General features: G+C 38.4%; 27 protein-coding genes. 17 read left to right on the top strand and 10 right to left on the bottom strand.

Annotation, left to right across the window (positions count from 1 at the left end):
- Positions 1-78: 78 nt before the first annotated feature.
- The 3 genes from fliT to fliD are packed head-to-tail and all read right to left on the bottom strand — an operon-like array spanning position 79 to position 2300.
- The gene (fliT, locus tag M997_RS11895) at positions 79-444 is read right to left on the bottom strand and encodes a flagellar protein FliT (RefSeq protein ID WP_248846339.1); all 366 of its coding nucleotides are present in this window, start codon (positions 442-444) and stop codon (positions 79-81) included.
- Between the two features lie 6 nt (positions 445-450).
- Positions 451-849: a flagellar export chaperone FliS gene (gene fliS, locus M997_RS11890; RefSeq protein WP_064720336.1), complete on the bottom strand. Its 399-nt coding sequence runs from the start codon at positions 847-849 to the stop codon at positions 451-453.
- A 20-nt stretch (positions 850-869) separates the two neighbouring features.
- Complete coding sequence (fliD, locus tag M997_RS11885; RefSeq protein ID WP_064720335.1) at positions 870-2300, bottom strand: flagellar filament capping protein FliD; 1431 nt, start codon at positions 2298-2300, stop codon at positions 870-872.
- 387 nt (positions 2301-2687) lie between these two features.
- On the opposite strand from fliD, the gene M997_RS11880 reads away from it, so the two are divergent.
- Positions 2688-3848, top strand: a complete 1161-nt coding sequence (locus tag M997_RS11880) for a FliC/FljB family flagellin (RefSeq protein ID WP_064720334.1) — start codon at positions 2688-2690, stop codon at positions 3846-3848.
- A 243-nt stretch (positions 3849-4091) separates the two neighbouring features.
- Here M997_RS11880 and M997_RS17875 read toward each other — a convergent pair whose 3' ends face one another.
- The 7 genes from M997_RS17875 to M997_RS11850 form a co-directional block, all read right to left on the bottom strand.
- Complete coding sequence (locus tag M997_RS17875; protein WP_275658115.1) at positions 4092-4277, bottom strand: tyrosine-type recombinase/integrase; 186 nt, start codon at positions 4275-4277, stop codon at positions 4092-4094.
- 56 nt (positions 4278-4333) lie between these two features.
- Positions 4334-5110, bottom strand: a complete 777-nt coding sequence (locus tag M997_RS17870; RefSeq protein WP_275658114.1) for a tyrosine-type recombinase/integrase — start codon at positions 5108-5110, stop codon at positions 4334-4336.
- A gap of 207 nt (positions 5111-5317) precedes the next feature.
- Entirely contained in the window at positions 5318-5851 is a 534-nt protein-coding gene (locus tag M997_RS11870) for a hypothetical protein (RefSeq protein WP_064720333.1), read from the bottom strand.
- 57 nt (positions 5852-5908) lie between these two features.
- Positions 5909-6736, bottom strand: a complete 828-nt coding sequence (locus M997_RS11865) for a YfdQ family protein (RefSeq protein WP_064720332.1) — start codon at positions 6734-6736, stop codon at positions 5909-5911.
- Between the two features lie 65 nt (positions 6737-6801).
- A complete protein-coding gene (locus M997_RS11860) occupies positions 6802-7176 on the bottom strand; it encodes a hypothetical protein (RefSeq protein WP_006533955.1) in 375 nt (124 codons plus the stop codon).
- Positions 7177-7382: 206 nt separating this feature from the next.
- Positions 7383-7586 (bottom strand): hypothetical protein, encoded by a 204-nt coding sequence (locus M997_RS11855; RefSeq protein WP_064720331.1) that lies wholly within the window; start codon positions 7584-7586, stop codon positions 7383-7385.
- 108 nt (positions 7587-7694) lie between these two features.
- On the bottom strand, positions 7695-8342 hold the full coding sequence (locus tag M997_RS11850; protein WP_064720330.1) for a LexA family protein: 648 nt from the start codon (positions 8340-8342) through the stop codon (positions 7695-7697).
- Between the two features lie 105 nt (positions 8343-8447).
- On the opposite strand from M997_RS11850, the gene M997_RS11845 reads away from it, so the two are divergent.
- The 16 genes from M997_RS11845 to M997_RS11775 all read left to right on the top strand — a co-directional run bounded on the left by M997_RS11845 (position 8448) and on the right by M997_RS11775 (position 17273).
- Positions 8448-8642, top strand: a complete 195-nt coding sequence (locus M997_RS11845) for a Cro/CI family transcriptional regulator (protein ID WP_064720329.1) — start codon at positions 8448-8450, stop codon at positions 8640-8642.
- A 38-nt stretch (positions 8643-8680) separates the two neighbouring features.
- Positions 8681-9139, top strand: coding sequence for a YmfL family putative regulatory protein (locus M997_RS11840; protein WP_064720328.1), 459 nt, complete (start codon positions 8681-8683; stop codon positions 9137-9139).
- 88 nt (positions 9140-9227) lie between these two features.
- Complete coding sequence (locus M997_RS11835; protein ID WP_064720327.1) at positions 9228-9407, top strand: hypothetical protein; 180 nt, start codon at positions 9228-9230, stop codon at positions 9405-9407.
- On the top strand, positions 9397-9576 hold the full coding sequence (locus tag M997_RS11830; protein WP_064720326.1) for a DUF4222 domain-containing protein: 180 nt from the start codon (positions 9397-9399) through the stop codon (positions 9574-9576). The genes M997_RS11835 and M997_RS11830 overlap by 11 nt, the downstream gene beginning before the upstream one ends.
- A gap of 9 nt (positions 9577-9585) precedes the next feature.
- The gene (locus M997_RS17790) at positions 9586-10719 is read left to right on the top strand and encodes a hypothetical protein (RefSeq protein ID WP_064720325.1); all 1134 of its coding nucleotides are present in this window, start codon (positions 9586-9588) and stop codon (positions 10717-10719) included.
- Complete coding sequence (locus M997_RS11820) at positions 10712-11350, top strand: phage N-6-adenine-methyltransferase (protein ID WP_064720324.1); 639 nt, start codon at positions 10712-10714, stop codon at positions 11348-11350. Before M997_RS17790 ends, M997_RS11820 begins: the two co-directional genes overlap by 8 nt.
- Positions 11347-11742 carry a hypothetical protein gene (locus M997_RS11815; RefSeq protein ID WP_064720323.1) on the top strand — a complete coding sequence of 132 codons (396 nt, stop codon included), beginning with the start codon at positions 11347-11349 and terminating at the stop codon, positions 11740-11742. The genes M997_RS11820 and M997_RS11815 overlap by 4 nt, the downstream gene beginning before the upstream one ends.
- A gap of 75 nt (positions 11743-11817) precedes the next feature.
- Positions 11818-12201, top strand: coding sequence for a RusA family crossover junction endodeoxyribonuclease (locus M997_RS11810; protein WP_064720322.1), 384 nt, complete (start codon positions 11818-11820; stop codon positions 12199-12201).
- 17 nt (positions 12202-12218) lie between these two features.
- On the top strand, positions 12219-13022 hold the full coding sequence (locus M997_RS11805) for a KilA-N domain-containing protein (RefSeq protein WP_064720321.1): 804 nt from the start codon (positions 12219-12221) through the stop codon (positions 13020-13022).
- Positions 13019-14044, top strand: coding sequence for a DUF968 domain-containing protein (locus M997_RS11800; RefSeq protein WP_064720320.1), 1026 nt, complete (start codon positions 13019-13021; stop codon positions 14042-14044). Before M997_RS11805 ends, M997_RS11800 begins: the two co-directional genes overlap by 4 nt.
- A gap of 28 nt (positions 14045-14072) precedes the next feature.
- Entirely contained in the window at positions 14073-14513 is a 441-nt protein-coding gene (locus M997_RS11795; RefSeq protein ID WP_064720319.1) for an antiterminator Q family protein, read from the top strand.
- Between the two features lie 508 nt (positions 14514-15021).
- Complete coding sequence (locus M997_RS17235) at positions 15022-15234, top strand: hypothetical protein (protein WP_074379358.1); 213 nt, start codon at positions 15022-15024, stop codon at positions 15232-15234.
- A gap of 71 nt (positions 15235-15305) precedes the next feature.
- Entirely contained in the window at positions 15306-15554 is a 249-nt protein-coding gene (locus M997_RS11790; protein ID WP_064720318.1) for a hypothetical protein, read from the top strand.
- Between the two features lie 342 nt (positions 15555-15896).
- Positions 15897-16166, top strand: a complete 270-nt coding sequence (locus M997_RS11785) for a hypothetical protein (RefSeq protein ID WP_064720317.1) — start codon at positions 15897-15899, stop codon at positions 16164-16166.
- Entirely contained in the window at positions 16166-16636 is a 471-nt protein-coding gene (locus M997_RS11780; RefSeq protein ID WP_064720316.1) for a lysozyme, read from the top strand. The genes M997_RS11785 and M997_RS11780 overlap by 1 nt, the downstream gene beginning before the upstream one ends.
- Before the next feature lie 142 nt (positions 16637-16778).
- Entirely contained in the window at positions 16779-17273 is a 495-nt protein-coding gene (locus M997_RS11775; RefSeq protein WP_064720315.1) for a lysis protein, read from the top strand.
- The last annotated feature ends 444 nt before the right edge of the window (positions 17274-17717 follow it).

The raw sequence follows: 17717 nt of genomic DNA, 5'->3' as shown, positions 1-17717 counted from the left end.
TAGCTGAATAAAAGCCTCTAATTGCTTAGATAAAAAGACGCCATTAGCTAGTAAACCGGCTTTTGGCGCAGAGGAACGTTATTTGAGATTAAGGTCAGGATAATAACTATGCTCTGTAAACTGACCATAGCTATTTTGTACCCTCTGCTCTTGTTCAGTCTGTCTAATTAACACACCGAGCTCATCTAACCTTGCCCGTAATAAATTTCGCGTCTCATTTTCGTTTTCTAAGATTTTCTTTAATATATCAGTGAGTCGTTGTTGTAAACGTAGTTCACCATCTGCGGGTTTTATCATCTTAGTGATAGCTTCCACATTTTTTAGGTAGTCCATTTCCATTTCAATCAGCTTATCCCACTGATGATCCTTCGCAAGCGATAACATCTGCTCACTTAATTTCAGGACATGCTCGTAAGCCGCCATAATATCCATATTCTTGTCCACTCTAATTTAATAAGAATTAATCTGCGTGCCGATTTGTTGCCAAGCATCAGAGAGTTCTGTTAAGAGCTTGATGACTTCATGAATTTTTTCGGGATTATTTTTTAAGTTAGCATCTAGCAACTGACTAACCATATAGTCATAAAGAAGCTCCAGATTTTCTGCAAGCTCACCGCCTTTTTCCTTATCCAGGCCTTGTTTTAATCCGTTGCCAATAATATTAATGGCTTTAGAAATATTTTCGCCTTTAGCGGCAATATTTCCTTGTTCCATTAATATTAAAGCACGGCGAAGGGCGCTAAGCGCCCCATTAAATAGGATCTGGATCAGCTGGTAAGGAGAAGCGTTTAAAATCTCGCTTTCAACGTCGATTTGAGCATACATTTTACTGGCTGATTGTTGATACATAATGTCCTACTTTAAAAAAATTAACCTAATAAACGACCAATAGAAGCACTTGAGTTAGTCATGGAGTTAACCATTTTATCAAGTTGCTGGAATTGGTTTTTATAACGTTCCATGGTGGCCGCGATATTGCGCTCAGTATTTTTAATTTGTTTATCTAACGTTTTTTTCCGTTTTTTTACACCATCAGTGGCAATATCTAGGGTGCCATCTGTAGATTGCAGTGTTTTCTTCAGGAAATTATAAGTTTGAGTACCAAAGCCGGTCTCTTTACCATCACCCATAAAAAACTCTTTTACGTTAGCCGGTTTCTCTTTTAACGCATCATCGAGTTTTTTATTATCAATCTCTAAAGTGCCATCAACTTTGAATTTAATACCCATTTTATTCAGGGTATCCATATCTGATGTTGATTGAGAGCGAGTAATAAAGCTTTTTAGCTCAGACATAATCATACGGCTGGTGCTATCACCTAATAAAACACCGTTATCTTTAGCTGAATCTTCACCTTTTTCAACTTGGGTATATTTGGTGAGATCTTTATAAGTTTTGCTTAGCTCGTTATAAGCTTCAGTCCAGGCTTTTATTGCCTTTTTCATCGGCTCAATATCACGAGCGACGCTGACAATTTCAGGCTTATCTACGTTGTCTTTATTGTTGTCAGTGGTTTTTTTCAGATTTAAGACGATACCTTCAGGGGCATCTTTAATCTCATTGGTCTGACGTTCAATATCGATACCATTAATCGTTAGCTTTGCATTATTTGCAGCAACGATTTGTTTCATACCTTGTGTATGTTTAGCGCCGTCAGGATCGGGTGAATTAGATAAAAATCTATTTAATTCATCATCACCTTCAACTTTAATGGTCATCATTGAGTCTGTTCCCTCTTTACGAGAGGTCAAAATCAAGTGGTTAACACCATCTTCAGCTTTAACAATAGAGGCAGAAACATTCCCTTCTTTTTTATTGATTGCATCACGCAATTCAATCATTGAAGTTTGTTTATCTGTTAATTCAATACGTAATGGTTCTTTTTCACCAGGTTGAGTAATAACTACAGTACGGGTATTACCTTCACCTAATGTTTTGCCTATAGGACTTTTAACATTATTGACTGGAATCGATTTTAATGTTTGCGCATGAGCAAGTTCTTTCACAGATACAGTGTAGTTACCAATACTGGCTTTACCGTCTGTTGTTACTTTAAATGCGTCAAACTCATCTTCAACTTTCGTTGCCGTAATTTTGTCGAATTTTTTTAAATCTTCTGAAGCTTTTTGTAATTTATCAAGTTGTCCGCGAATTTTACCGTAAGCAGTAATTTGCGCTTCGTAGCTTTTCATCTGTTTATCAAGGGGTTCGAGACGTTTATTTTCCGCCGCCTCTAATTGTGCCAATGTTTGGCTTAGAGGCATCCCTGAGCCCACGCCTAGTGAAGCAATACCAGCCATACTGGTCTCCTTTCTGTGTTCGTAAAATAATCCTCAAAAAACGTTATCGGTAGAATCGGCGAAAAGTTTACGTCTATTTGGTTTTTTTGATGAGTTAAACAGGCTGCCATATAGAAGCCATTTATTGCTATTGGTAACCAAAGCGCAATTTGGGGAGAAGTAAAACCACATTAGGTGAAAAGTGATAAAAATTTAATAAAAAAATAATAAATTAATTTCGTTATTTATCATTGGCTTGATATCAATTCTATAAAAAATCGCAGAAATTTTTGTAGGAAAAGTTAAAGGTTATATTTAGGGTGCCGATAAACTTGTTGCCGGTGATTGACACCGAAAATGAATAGGCAAACTTTTATTTTATCGACTTGATTTTAAAGGAATCTAGCTATGGCACAAGTCATTAATACCAACTATCTATCTCTGGTAACTCAAAACAACCTGAATAAATCTCAGGGAGCTTTAGGAAGTGCAATCGAGCGTCTGTCTTCTGGTCTACGTATCAACAGCGCTAAAGACGATGCAGCAGGTCAAGCGATTGCTAACCGTTTCACTTCAAACGTAAATGGTTTAACTCAAGCAGCACGTAATGCGAACGATGGTATCTCTATCGCTCAAACTACTGAAGGTGCACTGAACGAAATCAACAACAACTTACAACGTATCCGTGAGTTAACAGTTCAAGCTAAAAACGGTTCTAACTCAGAATCAGATATCAAATCAATTCAAGAAGAAGTTGGTGAGCGTTTAAAAGAAATCGACCGTATTTCTGAACAAACTCAATTCAACGGCGTTAAAGTACTGAGCGGCGAAAAAGAAAAAATGACCGTTCACGTTGGTACTAACGACAAAGAAAAAATTGAATTTGACCTGAAAAAAGTTGACAGCAAAACACTGAAAGTTGACGAATTAGAAGTTGGCGCAGAAGCATTCGGTGGTGTTAAAGCTGCTGATTTAACTGGTAAAACAGTTGATAAATTAGCTCCTGCTGATGCTGACGGTAAAGTTGCTACAACTTTAGGTAAAGTTGACGTAAACTACGGCGGTAAAGCTCAAAACGTTGATGTTAAAACTGCAAGTGTTGATAAAAATGGCCAACATTATATCACTGCTGAAGTTGAAGAAGCTGATGGTTCTAAGAAAGATGTAACGTTTAAAGCGGATATGAAGGTTACTAATCCTGCATTAGCTACTGGTGATAAAACAATCAAATTCACCGCGGGTAGTGATGTTAAAGTTGCAACTGCTGATGACGTAACTAAAGCAGAAGCTAAAGCTGAAGCTCAACTGAAAACTTTAGATGATGCAATCAACACTGTTGACGGTATGCGTTCTTCTTTAGGTGCGATTCAAAACCGTTTTGAATCAACTATCAACAACCTGAACAACACTGTTAACAACTTATCTGCTGCACGTAGTCGTATCTTAGATGCTGACTATGCAACAGAAGTTTCTAACATGAGCCGTGGTCAAATCTTGCAACAAGCAGGTACTTCAGTACTTGCTCAAGCAAACCAAGTACCACAAACAGTTCTGTCTCTGTTACGTTAATTCGTACTCTGACACAAAAGATACCTTTCTATATGCAAAAGGTCCTCGTAAGAGGACCTTTTTATATTAAGTATCATTAAACTATCTTTTCTTACCTTTTAAACTTTTTAATTTCATTAAATATTAATAGATTGAGATTGATTATTTATTTTATGATGCCTCAAGCATTAAATTTTATTGAATTGAGTATAATAGTAAATTATGACTATTATTAAATATCAATTAATTAAGAGATTAGTTGCTTCATTTTTTGGTCCTATCTATCGAGTGTGACGAGATTGTGACGAACTCACTATATTTACTTAAATGCTCTCCACTTAAATGGGCGTACCTTTTAACCATTTCTAATGTCTCCCATCCACCCATTTCTTTAAGTATCATTAATGGGGTTCCATTTTGCACATGCCAACTTGCCCATGTATGCCTCAGATCATGAAACCTAAAATCAACTAATCTAGTTAACTTTATTGCTCGAGCAAAATCCTCTAAGCCAATTGAATTTTTTTCTTTCCTGTTCTAGTAAATATGTAATCGAATTTCCGTGGCATATTTTTTAGAATATTTACTGCCTCTTCATTAAGCGGGAGAGGTCGACCACGTTTCGACTTAGCATTTTCAGCAGTAATAATAGCTACACCTTTGTCTAAGTCTACATTGCGCCACGTTAATGAAAGCAATTCTCCTTGTCTGGCTCCAGTCAGTAAGGCTAAGCTAACAAGGTCTTTCATCCACTTAAGCTTCAGGTTATTAATTAACTCAATAGCTTGCTCTTTTTCAAGCCACCTAACTCTAACCGTAGGTTCCCTCATTCTTGGAATATATAATTGTTCTTTAACCCACCCCATTTTATGAGCAAGTGAAAAAGCTCGCATAATGAAAGCTCTATATCTATTTTTAGATGCATTAGATAGCTTTCTCTTTCTCGCTGTACTATAAATAGGTAAAGAGTTAGCTATTTCTTCCCTTGTGATTGTTGATATTTTTCTTCCTTTAAAAATACCTAAGAAATATTTAGCTTGGGTCTGTTTATTTGAAAAACTTCTCTGCCCTTCGGCATCTTTTAAAGCAAGAATAATAATTTCATCAAAGATCTTATCTGGATGCTTATCCAATTTATCTAATTGCCATAAGTCATATTTCAACTTGTCATGATATTCTTGTGCTTTTATTTTGTCCGAGGTGTCAGCAGATTGTCTAATTCTTCCTCCATTTGGAGATGTGATATCAATCCAGTATTTTTTACCTCTTTTGTAGATCGGCATTTTGAAATTCTCCTACCACCGACTACACTTAGCCGGTAAATATTATTGTCATTAAACTGTGCTAGCTCAAATTTTTTCAGACTTCCGCGGTTTGCTCTCCATGATCCACCTACTCGAAACATAAAAAAATTAGTAGGATTTCGATATATAGTGTGACGAGAAAGCTTTAATTTCCTTGCGTATTCTTTCAGTGTGAAATAGCTGTCATCATCCATTGATCTCTCCCTTACATAACTCATAAAAACGCTGTAGGAACGTTGACTTTGCTTGTGGTGGCGTTAATGGATTAACAACAAAATCACTTGCTGGAATACCTTCAAGCATTAACCAATTACCACCAACATCGATTTCTAAATCACGTTTTTCAGTTGCTAGCATCATTAGATCTGCAAAATGAACTTCATTAGACATAGTTTCTGGCAAGCTATATTTTTTGCGGATCATCTTTTCTACACGTAATTCAATTAATTTATATTCAGGTAATAGTTTTTTAAGCGGCGACGGCAGGTCTTTTATATAAGCCTCGCTTGCATCGTGAAGCAGGGCTTCTAGTGCGAATTCAGGTGCAACTAAATAACTCGCATATACAGAGTGCTGAGCAACAGAATAAAAATTATCAAGCTGCCCATTAAAACGACATTCATTAGCTAATCCACTTGCAATATCTTGAATATCAATATCCTCGATCCGTACATCGAGGTAATTGAAGTGCTTATTTGTTGCTGTTGCAATATAAGTCATTATTCTCTCCACACAATTCTATAAATGCCACCAGAGCAGTGGCATTTGTACTATTAATTACGCTAAAAATTTGCCAATGAATGTTTCGATATCGCTTTCATCAAATTCATCACAAAGCAGATTTCTAAACTCTTGAGCAATCTGCTCTTCAAGGTTTTCAAGTTGAACAATGCGGAGCACTAAAATAGGAGTATCACCACCAGTGAGTATGCTGTAACGCAATTTAATGCTACGCTCTTTTAATTCATCATACGGAGTGCAGGTAAACTGAAATGCAGTAGGCATGACATCCTTACTTCTCGCCTCAACATTTTCTAATACTGAACGCTTAGCACTAAAATCGTTATCTTCATGTTCAGCAGAGCGTGTTGATTCAATCGTAATACGGCGAACAGCAGAAATAGCTTGTTTGATATCTAGAACATTACCGTCAGCATCGAACGCCATTAAATAATCGCGCCAATCTTCTAACCACTCAGCTAATTCTTTTTGACGATGTTTAACACCATCAATTTTTAATAGTGCAGCGAATGGAGCTGTTTGTTTTAATTTAATAACAGCCGTGTTATCAGCATGACCTGGTTCACCAATTGTGCCGATATTAAAAATCGTTTTGGCACTCATTTCATCGGCATCAATAAAGCAGCTAACACCTTCTTCAATTGCATTTTTGATTGAGTATTTAACATAGTCACTGATACTGGTTGTTTTCATTTCACCACGGAAACGGAAGCGACCTTCCTGTAAATTTTCCAAACTACTCACTTTAAATTCATTTGGAAGAACAATAGCTGGGCAAAGAGACCTTTCTATTGCATCGAGACTTAATGAAGCCACCGTCATATCTTGAATTTGCGAAATAGCGTTACCGTCTAATTGAGACATGAATAAACTCCTACTTATTTAAAAGTATTAAATTAAATGGATAGGTTTAATTAAAAATTAGGAAACTAATTAACGGATTTTAATTTTCCGTCGGGCTGACCTTGTAAAGAAAACAATTGACCTTGGTCCTCTTGCATAATGGTCAACTTGCCGCCTTTGCCTACATACATTGGCGTTTTGGTGGTGTCCTCCTCAGCCCGTTTCCCTCTAGGTGTTGGTGCAGAGAATTTAAGTTTATGAGTTATTTCAACTCGTTTTTCTTCCATTGAATTACTAAGACGAGCAATATCTAATTCAATAGTGACCTTGCCTTTTCCACCATTATTCAAAACGCCTAAAGCCACATCATTTAAAACAGCAGAGACTTTATTTTCAAAAACGCCAGCGTCTAATTCTGAAAGAAAGTCGGGGACATTTGTCTTACGATCTTCTTGGCTCATTTCTATAACCTCACTTTATCACTTCACACAATAAGAAAGGGCACTAGCTACAGTGGATACCTGATATGGACTGTCATGGATGAATGCCAGTACCCTTACTTATTGTTAGATTTGATAAAAATGGCTGACTGAGCAGAACATTATCACCACTCCCCTAGTGTTGGTTTAAGACTCAGCCAGCCATTGTTTCTCTTCACACGTAAAAATCATTTACTTTGTATCTGAATAGCACTTTTATTTGTGTACTCAGTTATTTCAGCTTTAATATTTTCTAATTGAGCCACCAGCACATCACGTCTTACATACAATTCAGATAAGTGGTCAATATCCTGCAATTTTTCTCTCATCCATTTAACAGCATCGGTACTCGTTAAATTATTTGGAAGTAAGATTATTGGTTCGGTTGTCATAAGTATTCTCAATAACTATTTAGTATAGATATTAGTAAACTTACATTTTAAGTCAAGAAAAAAATATAAGTTACCTTACATTTCTTTCTTTTTTTGTGAAGGGGGGGATTAGTCTAGATTTATAATAACTTGCTTAACTTTACCTGCTATAACGCAGTCACCATTTATCTGAATAGGGTTAAATTGAGGGTTTAAAGGGGCTAAGTATTTGTTTGGCCCATCAATAATAAGTTTTTTGATAGTGGCTTCATCGCTACCTTTTTGCTGTGCTATGACTATTTTTCCATTTATATCATCGAGATATCCATAATCAGGCTCAACTATAACCACAGCACCCTCAGGGATGCTTAACTCTCCATTGTAGGTAGTCATAGACTGCCCCTTAACTATTAAAGCAAATGCTTTATCTGACAGTTTTAAATTAGTATCAATGTATTTGTAATTACCAGGATCTGACTCGCAATACGTCTCAGTCCATTCTCCAGCCTGCACCCAACTAATGATTGGTATGGGTTTATAAATAGACGTTTTTATTTCAATATCATCCTCAGGAAGCCCTACTCCAAACATTAACCATTTTGGATTGCAGCTCAAAACAGATGATAGCTTTAATAAGCTTTCTGCAGATAAACCTGTGTTGTCACTTTCCCATTGAGTAACCGCTGATGCTGAGATTCCAACTCGTTCAGCTATATCTTTTTGGGTCATTTTCAACTGTCGTCTACGTTGCTTTATTCTCTCTCCTACTGTTTCCATAAATAGCCTCAAATTCACGTATAACACGTAAGTAATCTTACATTTTATTGACATTAGTATCCTGCTACATTAAATTGTAAGCATGCTTACTTTATGGGGAGTGTAATGCTTAAAAATTTAGTTTTAGAACATTTTGGGGGAACAGTAAAAACGGCTATTGCGCTTGGTGTATCTCATAGTGCTGTTTGCCAGTGGTCGATTATTGTTCCTGAAAAACAAGCTTTAAAAATAGAACGGTTAACTAAGGGATTCCTTAAATACAACCCCGAACTTTATTCAAACAATAACAAAACCGTTTAAAGCAGTTAACTACAAGAATTTATCAATGGTGGTAGGAAATGAGTAACCAATCAATAAAACAAGTAGTGAAAGAAATGTGTGAGGCGATAGCTGGTGGACGCGAGGCAATGGCTGGAGCACTTGGTCTGTCTTTAACTTCATTCAATAACAAACTTTACGAAAAAAACGGGTGTCGTTCTTTTGATCTGAACGAATTATTAGCGATGCAGGATATCTCTAAGACCGTTTTATTTGCTGAATTTGTCGCTCATGAATCGAACCGTCTACTCATTGACAAAATTAGTCCTGCAGAGTTGGACGAAACTGAATTGTTTGTACTGCGTAGCAATGTTGACGAAATGCAGGGGCGTTTAGCGTTAATCATGAAAGACAGTTTGGCTGATGGCGTTATTGACGATGATGAAGAGCAAAAAATAAAAATGATGTTGGATGGATTAATTTCGCAGATCCGCACATTTATGAATGCGTTTGTTTCGTTACATCAAAAGAGAAATTAAAGATGGCTATATCCAGAAAGGGTGAAGCCAACGATGTACGGTCGCTGGCTTCGGTTTGCAAATTTCAATTGTGTGAAGAGAAATTAGCATGAGTAGATTAACAAACTTGACACACCGTACGCAAGTACGAGTTTCGATACGGGGTGGTCGTTTTGTCTATGAAATTAAAGTACCAGAAGGCTATGAAGAAACCAACTACCCGTTTATGCGTTGGTTGGTAGATGATTTCAATTCAAATCATGGTGTAAGAACGGGCAATGAGCAATGAAAATCCAAACCAACTTGATCGCTACTACAAAAATCACAGGGGTATCGTTGTTCATGTTGTTCGTTATGACAGAGAAAAACAGCGTGTCATTTTTATGCTGGATGGTTGTGATGATCCGCAATGTGAGCCTTTGCAACGATTCAAAGAGAAATACACCAGAGTTAAATAAGGCGGCGCTATGACGACTATTTTTGATGTTGTACAGGCCATGTCGGGACAGAAAAACGTCATTGTTATTCCTGTTCCCTATTTAGACTTTTTCAAGGGTGATCAGCAAGCTCATGCTTTGTCTGCAATTTTAAACCAACTTGTCTTTTGGTCTGGTGTTTCCTCAAGTGCTGACGATGGCTGGTTCTATAAAAGCCACGAAGAACTGGCAGAAGAAATTCACGGGCTTTCTGGTGAAGAGCAAGCTCGACGCCTCGTTGATAAATTACGTAAGAAGTATTTCCCTGGTGTGATTGAAACTAAGACAAAAAAGGTCAATGGAACACCCGTTACTCACTACAAGATAGATGGCAATAAACTTATCTCTATGATTTTTCCGTCTATTTCTGAAACGTCGAAAGTGAGGAATGGAAACGTCGAAAGTGAGGAATCGGAACGTCGAAAATGCGGAATGGAAACCGCAGAAATGCAGAATCATGGAAACGTCGAAAATGCGGAATCCTATCTTTATACAGATCTTAACTCAGATAAAAACTTACAGATCACTAAAAACCCTTCGTCGCAGAATTCTAACGAATCCAGCGACCAGCCGAAAAATGATTTTTTAACTCGTTATCCCGAAGCAGTGATTTACAGCGCTAACTTCCAGAAATGGGGAACTGCAGACGATTTAAAATGTGCAGAATGGTTGTTTGCTCGAAAATGCGAGGTGTTCGTAGATATGGGACTTCAAGCACCTAAAGAGCCTAATTTCACGGAATGGGCTAACGACATTCGCCTGATGAGCACAATTGACGGGCGTTCTCACAAAGAAATTTGCCAACTCTACAAACGCATTACTCAAGACGAGTTCTGGAAAAAGAATATTCAATGCCCCCAAAAACTGAGGGAGCAATGGGATAGCGTAACGCTGCGCCTAGCTGGTGATGAAAAAGTTGCTATTGATACTGTCGAGCGCGATGAAACATTTCTATTAATTTTTCGAACTGGATGGAAACCAAAAAACAGAATTCAAGAGTTGTCAGCGGTTCAAGCCCGCAAGAACGGACTAGGTAGAATGAGTGAGGTTGCTGGGTTATCTGCATGGCGTGGTATCTGGAAACAAGTTGCAGAGCAAGTTGCACAGGAGGCCAGCAATGATTGATTACGCACTGAAATTACACGACTTGAAAAGCCAATCTTCTCATAAATTAAAGGAAGTTGGCGATCAGTGGCGCACCCCTGAAAATCTGTACTGGGGTATCAATTCGCTCTATGGGCCTTTTACGCTAGATCTCTTTACCGATGCACAAAACAGCAAATGCCCTCATTTTTACACCGTTGAGGATAATGCGCTCACTCAAGATTGGTCGGAAAAACTCAAAGAAATCGGCGGTTCAGCTTTTGCTAATCCACCATATTCACGTAGTTCATATCATGAAAAACAAGCTGTTACTGGTGTTAGACATATCATGAATCATGCGTTAGCCATGCGTGAAAAAGGCGGGCGCTATGTTTTCTTGTTGAAAGTGGCCACAAGCGAAACATGGTGGTGTGAAGAGGCCGATCATATTTGTTTTATTCGCGGTCGTGTTGGTTTTGACGTTCCTCAATGGTTTGTTCCTGCGGATGAAACTCAAGTGCCAACAGGGGCATTTTTTGCTGGTGCTATCGTGGTGTTTGATAAAACGTGGAATGGTAACGCCATTGATTACATTCAGCGTAGTGAGCTAGAGCAAATCGGCAAAACATTTATTGAACAGGCAAAGTGGCTTGTATCGAGAGGTGTTGCATGAAAATCACAGAGCAAATTTTAGCGTTATACAAAGTTGGTGAAGTAGTGGATCGCGACATTGTTACTCGTGATTTAGACATTAATTTAGCTGGCGCATCAAGGGCATTAGCTCACCTTTGGAGTTTGGGTGCATTAATCAGGATCAGCGAAGTGCGCCCATTACGTTACAGAGTAACTAAAGAGGCAGAAAGAGTTCATTCAGCAATAACAGAATCACGAAAATCAGGTGAGTCAGTCTACATTGAAAAACTGAATATTCAGAAAACTAAAAAATGTGCTTTGCCAACTATTAAATGGGTAAAACACGCGACATCTAATTTTTCATTAATGGGGAAATTACCAACTGAGCCCTACGATTCGTTAGTTAGAGCAGCACGTAATAATAGGAGCTGATAATGATAACTAAATATATGTTGTTTGTGGCGTTTTGGTTTGTAGTGACATTACTGATTGGTCTATGGGGGACTTATGTCTGAATTAATACTCACACTCCCATTTCCACCAAGTGTTAACTCATATTGGCGAAATATTAAGGGTAGAACGCTGATCAGTGAAAAAGGGCGTAAGTTTCGAACTAATACCATCGCTTCTGTATATGAGCAGCTAAAACGAAAACCTAAAGCAATTAAAGAAAATGTCTCCGTCCTGGTTCGCTTATATCCACCAACAAAACAGCGCAGAGATATTGATAATTTTTTAAAAGCCCCATTTGATGCATTAACACATGCAGGGGTTTGGGAAGATGATCAGCAAGTGAAACACATGGATGTGATGTTAATGGAAGTCGTAAAGGGTGGAAAGTTAGAAATCACTATCCGCTCATTTAATAACGTGATGTACGGTCACGAGTAAAAGTGGAGAGAAATAGCATGAATGGATTAATTGTTATTGATGGTTTTCAGGTTCGTAGAGATGTAGCCGGTCGTTATTGTTTAAATGATTTACATCGAGTGTCGGGTGGTGAAAAACGGCACCAACCGTCAAACTGGAGTTCATTGGCTCAAACAAAAGAGTTAATTGATGAAATTTCGACCGCTCCTGTGATCTCAGGAGCGCCTATTGTTACTGTTGCTGGTGGATATAACCAAGGTACCTATGTCTGCAAAGAATTGGTTTACGCTTATGCAATGTGGATCAGTGCTTCTTTTCATTTAAAAGTGATCCGCACCTTTGATGCTTTAGTGACACAACAGCACCAAGAAAAACTCAGTGATAAGGTTCAAGCCGGTGTGATATTGCTAGAATCTATGTCTAAAAGTTTAAATTTCTCCAACTCATCAAAGTTGGGTGCCTATCAAAAATTACAAACAATGGCTGGATTACCTGAGTTAGCCCCTGTTTATGCGATTGATGCGCCCAGCGGTTCTATGGATGGTTCAAGTCGGCCAACAGTTGCACTATCAACGCTGATCAACAAACACAACTTACCTATTTCAGCACGACAGGCCTACAAACGATTAGCTGATCTTGGCATTGTTGAGCGGTTATCACGTCCAAGCACGAAAACAGCTAACAAAACGAAGGAGTTTTGGTCTGTTACGGCAAGGGGTTGTCAGTTTGGTAAGAATATGACCAGCCCTAATAACCCTCGTGAAACCCAACCGCATTTCTTTGAGAGCAAAACGGATGAGTTGATCCGCATGGTGATGCTGAATAAACAGGTGAGTGTATGAAATTATTATTAACACCTTATATTCAAAAAGAGCTTGGCGTTGTGTTACTTAAACCGGGCGCTGAATTACTCGAGCAATTTAAAAAGCACAACCGCGTAATTATTAGTGATGTACCTAAAAGTTTAGACGTTCTCCCGTCAGGTGTTTTAACGGGTGATGAGCAGCCATTATTGAATAACAAATACATCATACAATTTCTCAATAGTAAAAAAGTGGTTCATGCGATAGATAAGGTTGCCCCAATGGATATGTGGGTAACTCGTAATATTCATTGCTGTCAGATTGACAACGATGAGGATAATTATCATCACCATGAATTAGTAACAACCTTTCATGAGGCGGGGGTGATCCGCACTTGTTGGTACCACGATAATCATATTCGTCATTCATCGGCTGTGTGGGTAGCTGAATTAGCCCATGAAAATCGTATCAATTGGATGATAGACACTATTCGTTTTCGTTTGAGGTTAGATGATAACCACCAGCTAACTATCCCAGACTTTTTCACATTTGCTGTTATGCATGGTGTTGTTGATGAGTTGCACGATGCCATATTGCGGAGAGTGTTGGATTGGCCTGTGGAGCCTAAAGAGCGCAGAGTGCATGGCGGTTTTCCTGAGGCTGACATTATTCCAAGTAACGTAACAGTATTATCTGCAATGAATGAGCGTTTAGATGCGATAAAACCCGTTATAAAAGTCTCTGTCGATCCTGAGCCACCAGCGTCATTTCTTCTTAAACCTAAAATGCAACGTTGGAAAAGCACCAACTGGCTACAATGGGTGAAAACTCAACCGTGTTGCGTGTGTGGGCAACAGGCTGATGATCCGCACCACATCATTGGTCATGGTATGGGAGGTATGGGAATGAAAGCTCACGATTTATTCACTATTCCATTATGTCGCATTCACCATGACGAGCTACACCGTGACCCAAAACAATGGGAAACCACTCACAGCAATCAAATCGAGTTGTTATTTCATTTTTTAAACCGGTCGCTAGGTATCGGTGCATTTATTTAACGTGTGTACGGCACGAGGAGTATTAGGCATGAGAGATATGCAGGAAGTTTTATCGCGTTGGGGAGCATGGGCATCTAATGATAATAGTGGTGTGGATTATTCTCATATAGCTGCAGGGTTTAAAGGTTTAATACCACCATCATCTAGTTCACGCATTGCGTGTAGTGATGACGACGGGTTATTAATTGATGGTGTTATTGCTCATTTAAAACGAATTAGAAAAGAAGATGAATTGGAGTTAATTGTTGCTCATTATATTTATGGGTTATCAAAGCGGAGCATTGCTAAATCGTGGAAAGTGAGTGAAGGGCGCATTAGACAACAACTTCAAGTAGCTGAGGGATTTGTCGAGGGATGTTTGGCTATGTTAAATGTTCCTCTTGAAATGGATGTTGAGGTAATGAAATCACCAAAAATTATCGATTCAAAAAAAGCATTAGTGCGCTACGCAAAAATAGTGCTAATGTGATAAGAGTGAATACGTAGTCACCTAACTTATATTATGAAACCTCGCTCCGGCGGGGTTTTCTTTTTTCATGCGCTCCTAAATTGCTTTATCTCTCACATTTTTTTCTTATTTATCTAAATATTAAATCGCCAAATTGGTCGCGACTAAGAAGGCACCATAACTATGGAGTATTTATTATGTGCAAATAAGCGGTTAAACCGCAATTACTAGGTGATAATGGTTAGGTAATGACTAACCCCTGAGTAGCATGATAGCTAGCCTGTGTAGCGACGGGTTAAGGTTAATATATTAAAAATAGCTCTTAAAGCAGTGTAAAAGCCAAATACACACCAGTTATTAGCGGTCAATAGACGGCAGTTCCCAAGGGCATGGCGTGACCACTACGAAAGTGTGGTTAAATACAACTTGCTGTTTTACCTGTTGATTGCTTGATATGTGATCTAATAGTAAGAATAATTTAACTATTTAACATATTATCTCTTTGTGTACACAACAATAAGAGGTATTTATGTATCATCATTACTATGTTCACACATCTACTGATAATCATGGTGATTATGAAGTTCATCAAGATGGTTGTAACCACATGCCTAACGAGTCAAATCGGCAATATTTAGGTTATTTTACCAGTTGTGCTCAGGCTGTTTCTCAAGCAAAGGCTAATGGATATAGAACCGCTGATGGTTGCTACTGGTGCTGCAGAGAGTGTCACACGTCATAAATAAAAATGTATGAATTAATTAAAGATCGCCTAGGCGGTCTTTTTTATTATCTAAAATAAGGAACGAAATTATGTACGCACTTAAATTAATTACTGAACGTGAAGGACGTAAAGTGGAAGAAGTCCACTGCTTAGGTGAAATGTACCGCTTAGAGTTTTATCCTGAATCAGAAAATAAAGATATCGTGGCGCGGGTTGAACACATAAAGAAAGACGCCATCCCATCATTTGATATTAATAGAACAGATCGCGCTTATATTACGACAGTAACAGGTGATACTGTTCGGGTTATTTCCAGAGGCAGAAAAGCTTGCCAGTAAGGTCATTTCGGTGGCCTTTTTTATTGGAGAAAATATGAAAAATTTATTTATTAATCTATGTATAAATCTATCTGGTAAGACTAAAGAGCAATTAGGCTTAGCTTGGTCATTTCATTATTTCGTTACCCGATCTAAATATAAAGCTTATTGGCGAGCGGTATTTCATTAATTATCGAAAACCTCATGCAGAGATATCGATAATTGCACACTAGGTGGAGTTGTGCCCACCATCTATTTACACATTGCAGACCACAGTATCAATCACACACACTAACCACTTCACACAAGAGCTGTGAGTCTGCTCCCCTTTAACTAAACTCGGACACTCCGTAGGGGGTGTATATGCGCATGGAAAAATTGACCAATGCTACCTACGGAACAGCTGGCTTAACTGCCTTTTTTGCAAGTCTTTCACTTTATGAATGGGGATTTGTAATAGGGATGGGATTCAGCATGCTCCTTGGATTATCAACTTATTTTATGACACAGCGGGAACAGCGGAAACGAACAGCGTTATTTGCTGAATTAGTTCATCGAAATTGTTCTAGTGATCCGCAGGACATAGAAAAGATAGTTGGCGAGATGCTGACTAAAGCTAAAAAGGACATTTAATGAATCTAAAGCAAAAGGTGGCTGCAGTTGCGAGTGCTGGTGCGGTCAGTATTGCGATAACAGTGATCGGTTACTTTGAAGGTGTTCGTTATGAGCCTTATCGTGATGTTGCTGGAATTCTTACGGTTTGTTATGGCCATACTGGAAACGACATCATTCAAGGTAAGACATACACACAACAAGAGTGTGACGAGTTACTGCAGAAAGACTTTATCAGAACGCAACAGCAAGTTGATGTCCTGGTTAAAGTGCCGGTAGATGATAAAACAAAAGCTTCTCTATATTCCTTTGCTTTCAATGTGGGTACCACAGCCTTTGCACGTTCTACATTGCTAAAGAAATTAAACGCAGGTGATCAGTACGGTGCTTGTGAAGAAATGAAACGTTGGGTTTATGCTGGTGGAAAGGTTTGGCGAGGGCTAGTCAGTCGTAGAGATGCGGAGTCAGCACTATGTCATGGAAATCTTTAATCCTCATTCTAATAACCGTTGTTGCAATATTACTAATGGTTTCTTTTTGTGTGTATATCTCAATTGATAATTCATGTGTTAACGATAAGGCAAGTTTAGAAAAGCGCTGTCAGGTAGCTATATCACATCACAGGTACTAATTATGAAGCACTGGAAAATTTACATTGTCATTGTGATGGTGGGGATTGTTGCTGGTGGTTGTGCGTTGATTAATGCACAAGCGAAAAGAATTAACACACTGACAGAAAACAACAAAGAACTTACTGCCACACTCGAAGATCAGAAGGCTATCAATACTGATTATCAAGTACGTATAGAGCGACTAAATCACCTCGATATTAAATACACTCAGGAGTTAGCCAGTGCAAAGAATGAAATTGATAGGTTGCGTGTTAGTGCTGAGCGCAATCCTGAACGGGTGTACATCAAAGCCAACTGTCCAGAGAGCACCAGTAATCCCACCACCAGCATGGCTAATGCAACCACCGCCCGACCTACTGACACCGCTATCCGAAATTATTGGTTACTCAGAGAGCGAATTGCACAGTCAGAGCAAATAATTGAAGGGTTGCAGGATTACATTAGAGTGGAGTGTGTAAACAAAAAAAAGCCCAGCATGGGTGCATGGGCAAACTAACAATATATCAATTAAAGTATAGTGATATTTGCTTAGTATAGCTTAAGTAAGTATATATACCAGATTGATAATTCTGATTAACCCATCTCCTACCTAAATAAACAACGCAAGATAAAAATAACCCTGTGATTTTGGGCTTCCTCAGGGCTTTCACTGGTATGTGTGAAAACAATAGATTACCAATAACCAATAAGCTCAATTGTTAATAATCAACGTAAATTTTTAGAAAACAATCACCTCGCAATAGCGGGGATTTTTAATGCGTTGCATTGTCGCTGTTTCCTATGTTAGCCATGACCTGCATTTCCTCACAGCGAGCGCATGGTGAGAATCAAAAACAATGAATCCACTCGTTTTTAGTATGAGTAGTAACGTCAGCTATGAGAGAAGAAACGGCGTGACTATGGAGAGACATAAATATATTTAATTCTACAAACGTCATTC

Source organism: Proteus hauseri ATCC 700826, from assembly GCF_001654965.1.
GTDB lineage: Bacteria > Pseudomonadota > Gammaproteobacteria > Enterobacterales > Enterobacteriaceae > Proteus > Proteus hauseri.
This window is presented reverse-complemented; position numbering and strand designations above follow the sequence as displayed.

What these genes read in the sequence shown, in the direction of transcription:
- fliS (WP_064720336.1), bottom strand. Translation starts at nt 849, where the DNA reads ATGTATCAACAATCAGCCAGTAAAATGTATGCTCAAATCGACGTTGAA.
- fliD (WP_064720335.1), bottom strand. Translation starts at nt 2,300, where the DNA reads ATGGCTGGTATTGCTTCACTAGGCGTGGGCTCAGGGATGCCTCTAAGC.
- M997_RS11880 (WP_064720334.1), top strand. Translation starts at nt 2,688, where the DNA reads ATGGCACAAGTCATTAATACCAACTATCTATCTCTGGTAACTCAAAAC.
- M997_RS17870 (WP_275658114.1), bottom strand. Translation starts at nt 5,110, where the DNA reads ATGCCGATCTACAAAAGAGGTAAAAAATACTGGATTGATATCACATCT.
- M997_RS11870 (WP_064720333.1), bottom strand. Translation starts at nt 5,851, where the DNA reads ATGACTTATATTGCAACAGCAACAAATAAGCACTTCAATTACCTCGAT.
- M997_RS11865 (WP_064720332.1), bottom strand. Translation starts at nt 6,736, where the DNA reads ATGTCTCAATTAGACGGTAACGCTATTTCGCAAATTCAAGATATGACG.
- M997_RS11860 (WP_006533955.1), bottom strand. Translation starts at nt 7,176, where the DNA reads ATGAGCCAAGAAGATCGTAAGACAAATGTCCCCGACTTTCTTTCAGAA.
- M997_RS11855 (WP_064720331.1), bottom strand. Translation starts at nt 7,586, where the DNA reads ATGACAACCGAACCAATAATCTTACTTCCAAATAATTTAACGAGTACC.
- M997_RS11850 (WP_064720330.1), bottom strand. Translation starts at nt 8,342, where the DNA reads ATGGAAACAGTAGGAGAGAGAATAAAGCAACGTAGACGACAGTTGAAA.
- M997_RS11845 (WP_064720329.1), top strand. Translation starts at nt 8,448, where the DNA reads ATGCTTAAAAATTTAGTTTTAGAACATTTTGGGGGAACAGTAAAAACG.
- M997_RS11840 (WP_064720328.1), top strand. Translation starts at nt 8,681, where the DNA reads ATGAGTAACCAATCAATAAAACAAGTAGTGAAAGAAATGTGTGAGGCG.
- M997_RS11835 (WP_064720327.1), top strand. Translation starts at nt 9,228, where the DNA reads ATGAGTAGATTAACAAACTTGACACACCGTACGCAAGTACGAGTTTCG.
- M997_RS11830 (WP_064720326.1), top strand. Translation starts at nt 9,397, where the DNA reads ATGAGCAATGAAAATCCAAACCAACTTGATCGCTACTACAAAAATCAC.
- M997_RS17790 (WP_064720325.1), top strand. Translation starts at nt 9,586, where the DNA reads ATGACGACTATTTTTGATGTTGTACAGGCCATGTCGGGACAGAAAAAC.
- M997_RS11820 (WP_064720324.1), top strand. Translation starts at nt 10,712, where the DNA reads ATGATTGATTACGCACTGAAATTACACGACTTGAAAAGCCAATCTTCT.
- M997_RS11815 (WP_064720323.1), top strand. Translation starts at nt 11,347, where the DNA reads ATGAAAATCACAGAGCAAATTTTAGCGTTATACAAAGTTGGTGAAGTA.
- M997_RS11810 (WP_064720322.1), top strand. Translation starts at nt 11,818, where the DNA reads ATGTCTGAATTAATACTCACACTCCCATTTCCACCAAGTGTTAACTCA.
- M997_RS11805 (WP_064720321.1), top strand. Translation starts at nt 12,219, where the DNA reads ATGAATGGATTAATTGTTATTGATGGTTTTCAGGTTCGTAGAGATGTA.
- M997_RS11800 (WP_064720320.1), top strand. Translation starts at nt 13,019, where the DNA reads ATGAAATTATTATTAACACCTTATATTCAAAAAGAGCTTGGCGTTGTG.
- M997_RS11795 (WP_064720319.1), top strand. Translation starts at nt 14,073, where the DNA reads ATGAGAGATATGCAGGAAGTTTTATCGCGTTGGGGAGCATGGGCATCT.
- M997_RS17235 (WP_074379358.1), top strand. Translation starts at nt 15,022, where the DNA reads ATGTATCATCATTACTATGTTCACACATCTACTGATAATCATGGTGAT.
- M997_RS11790 (WP_064720318.1), top strand. Translation starts at nt 15,306, where the DNA reads ATGTACGCACTTAAATTAATTACTGAACGTGAAGGACGTAAAGTGGAA.
- M997_RS11785 (WP_064720317.1), top strand. Translation starts at nt 15,897, where the DNA reads ATGCGCATGGAAAAATTGACCAATGCTACCTACGGAACAGCTGGCTTA.
- M997_RS11780 (WP_064720316.1), top strand. Translation starts at nt 16,166, where the DNA reads ATGAATCTAAAGCAAAAGGTGGCTGCAGTTGCGAGTGCTGGTGCGGTC.
- M997_RS11775 (WP_064720315.1), top strand. Translation starts at nt 16,779, where the DNA reads ATGAAGCACTGGAAAATTTACATTGTCATTGTGATGGTGGGGATTGTT.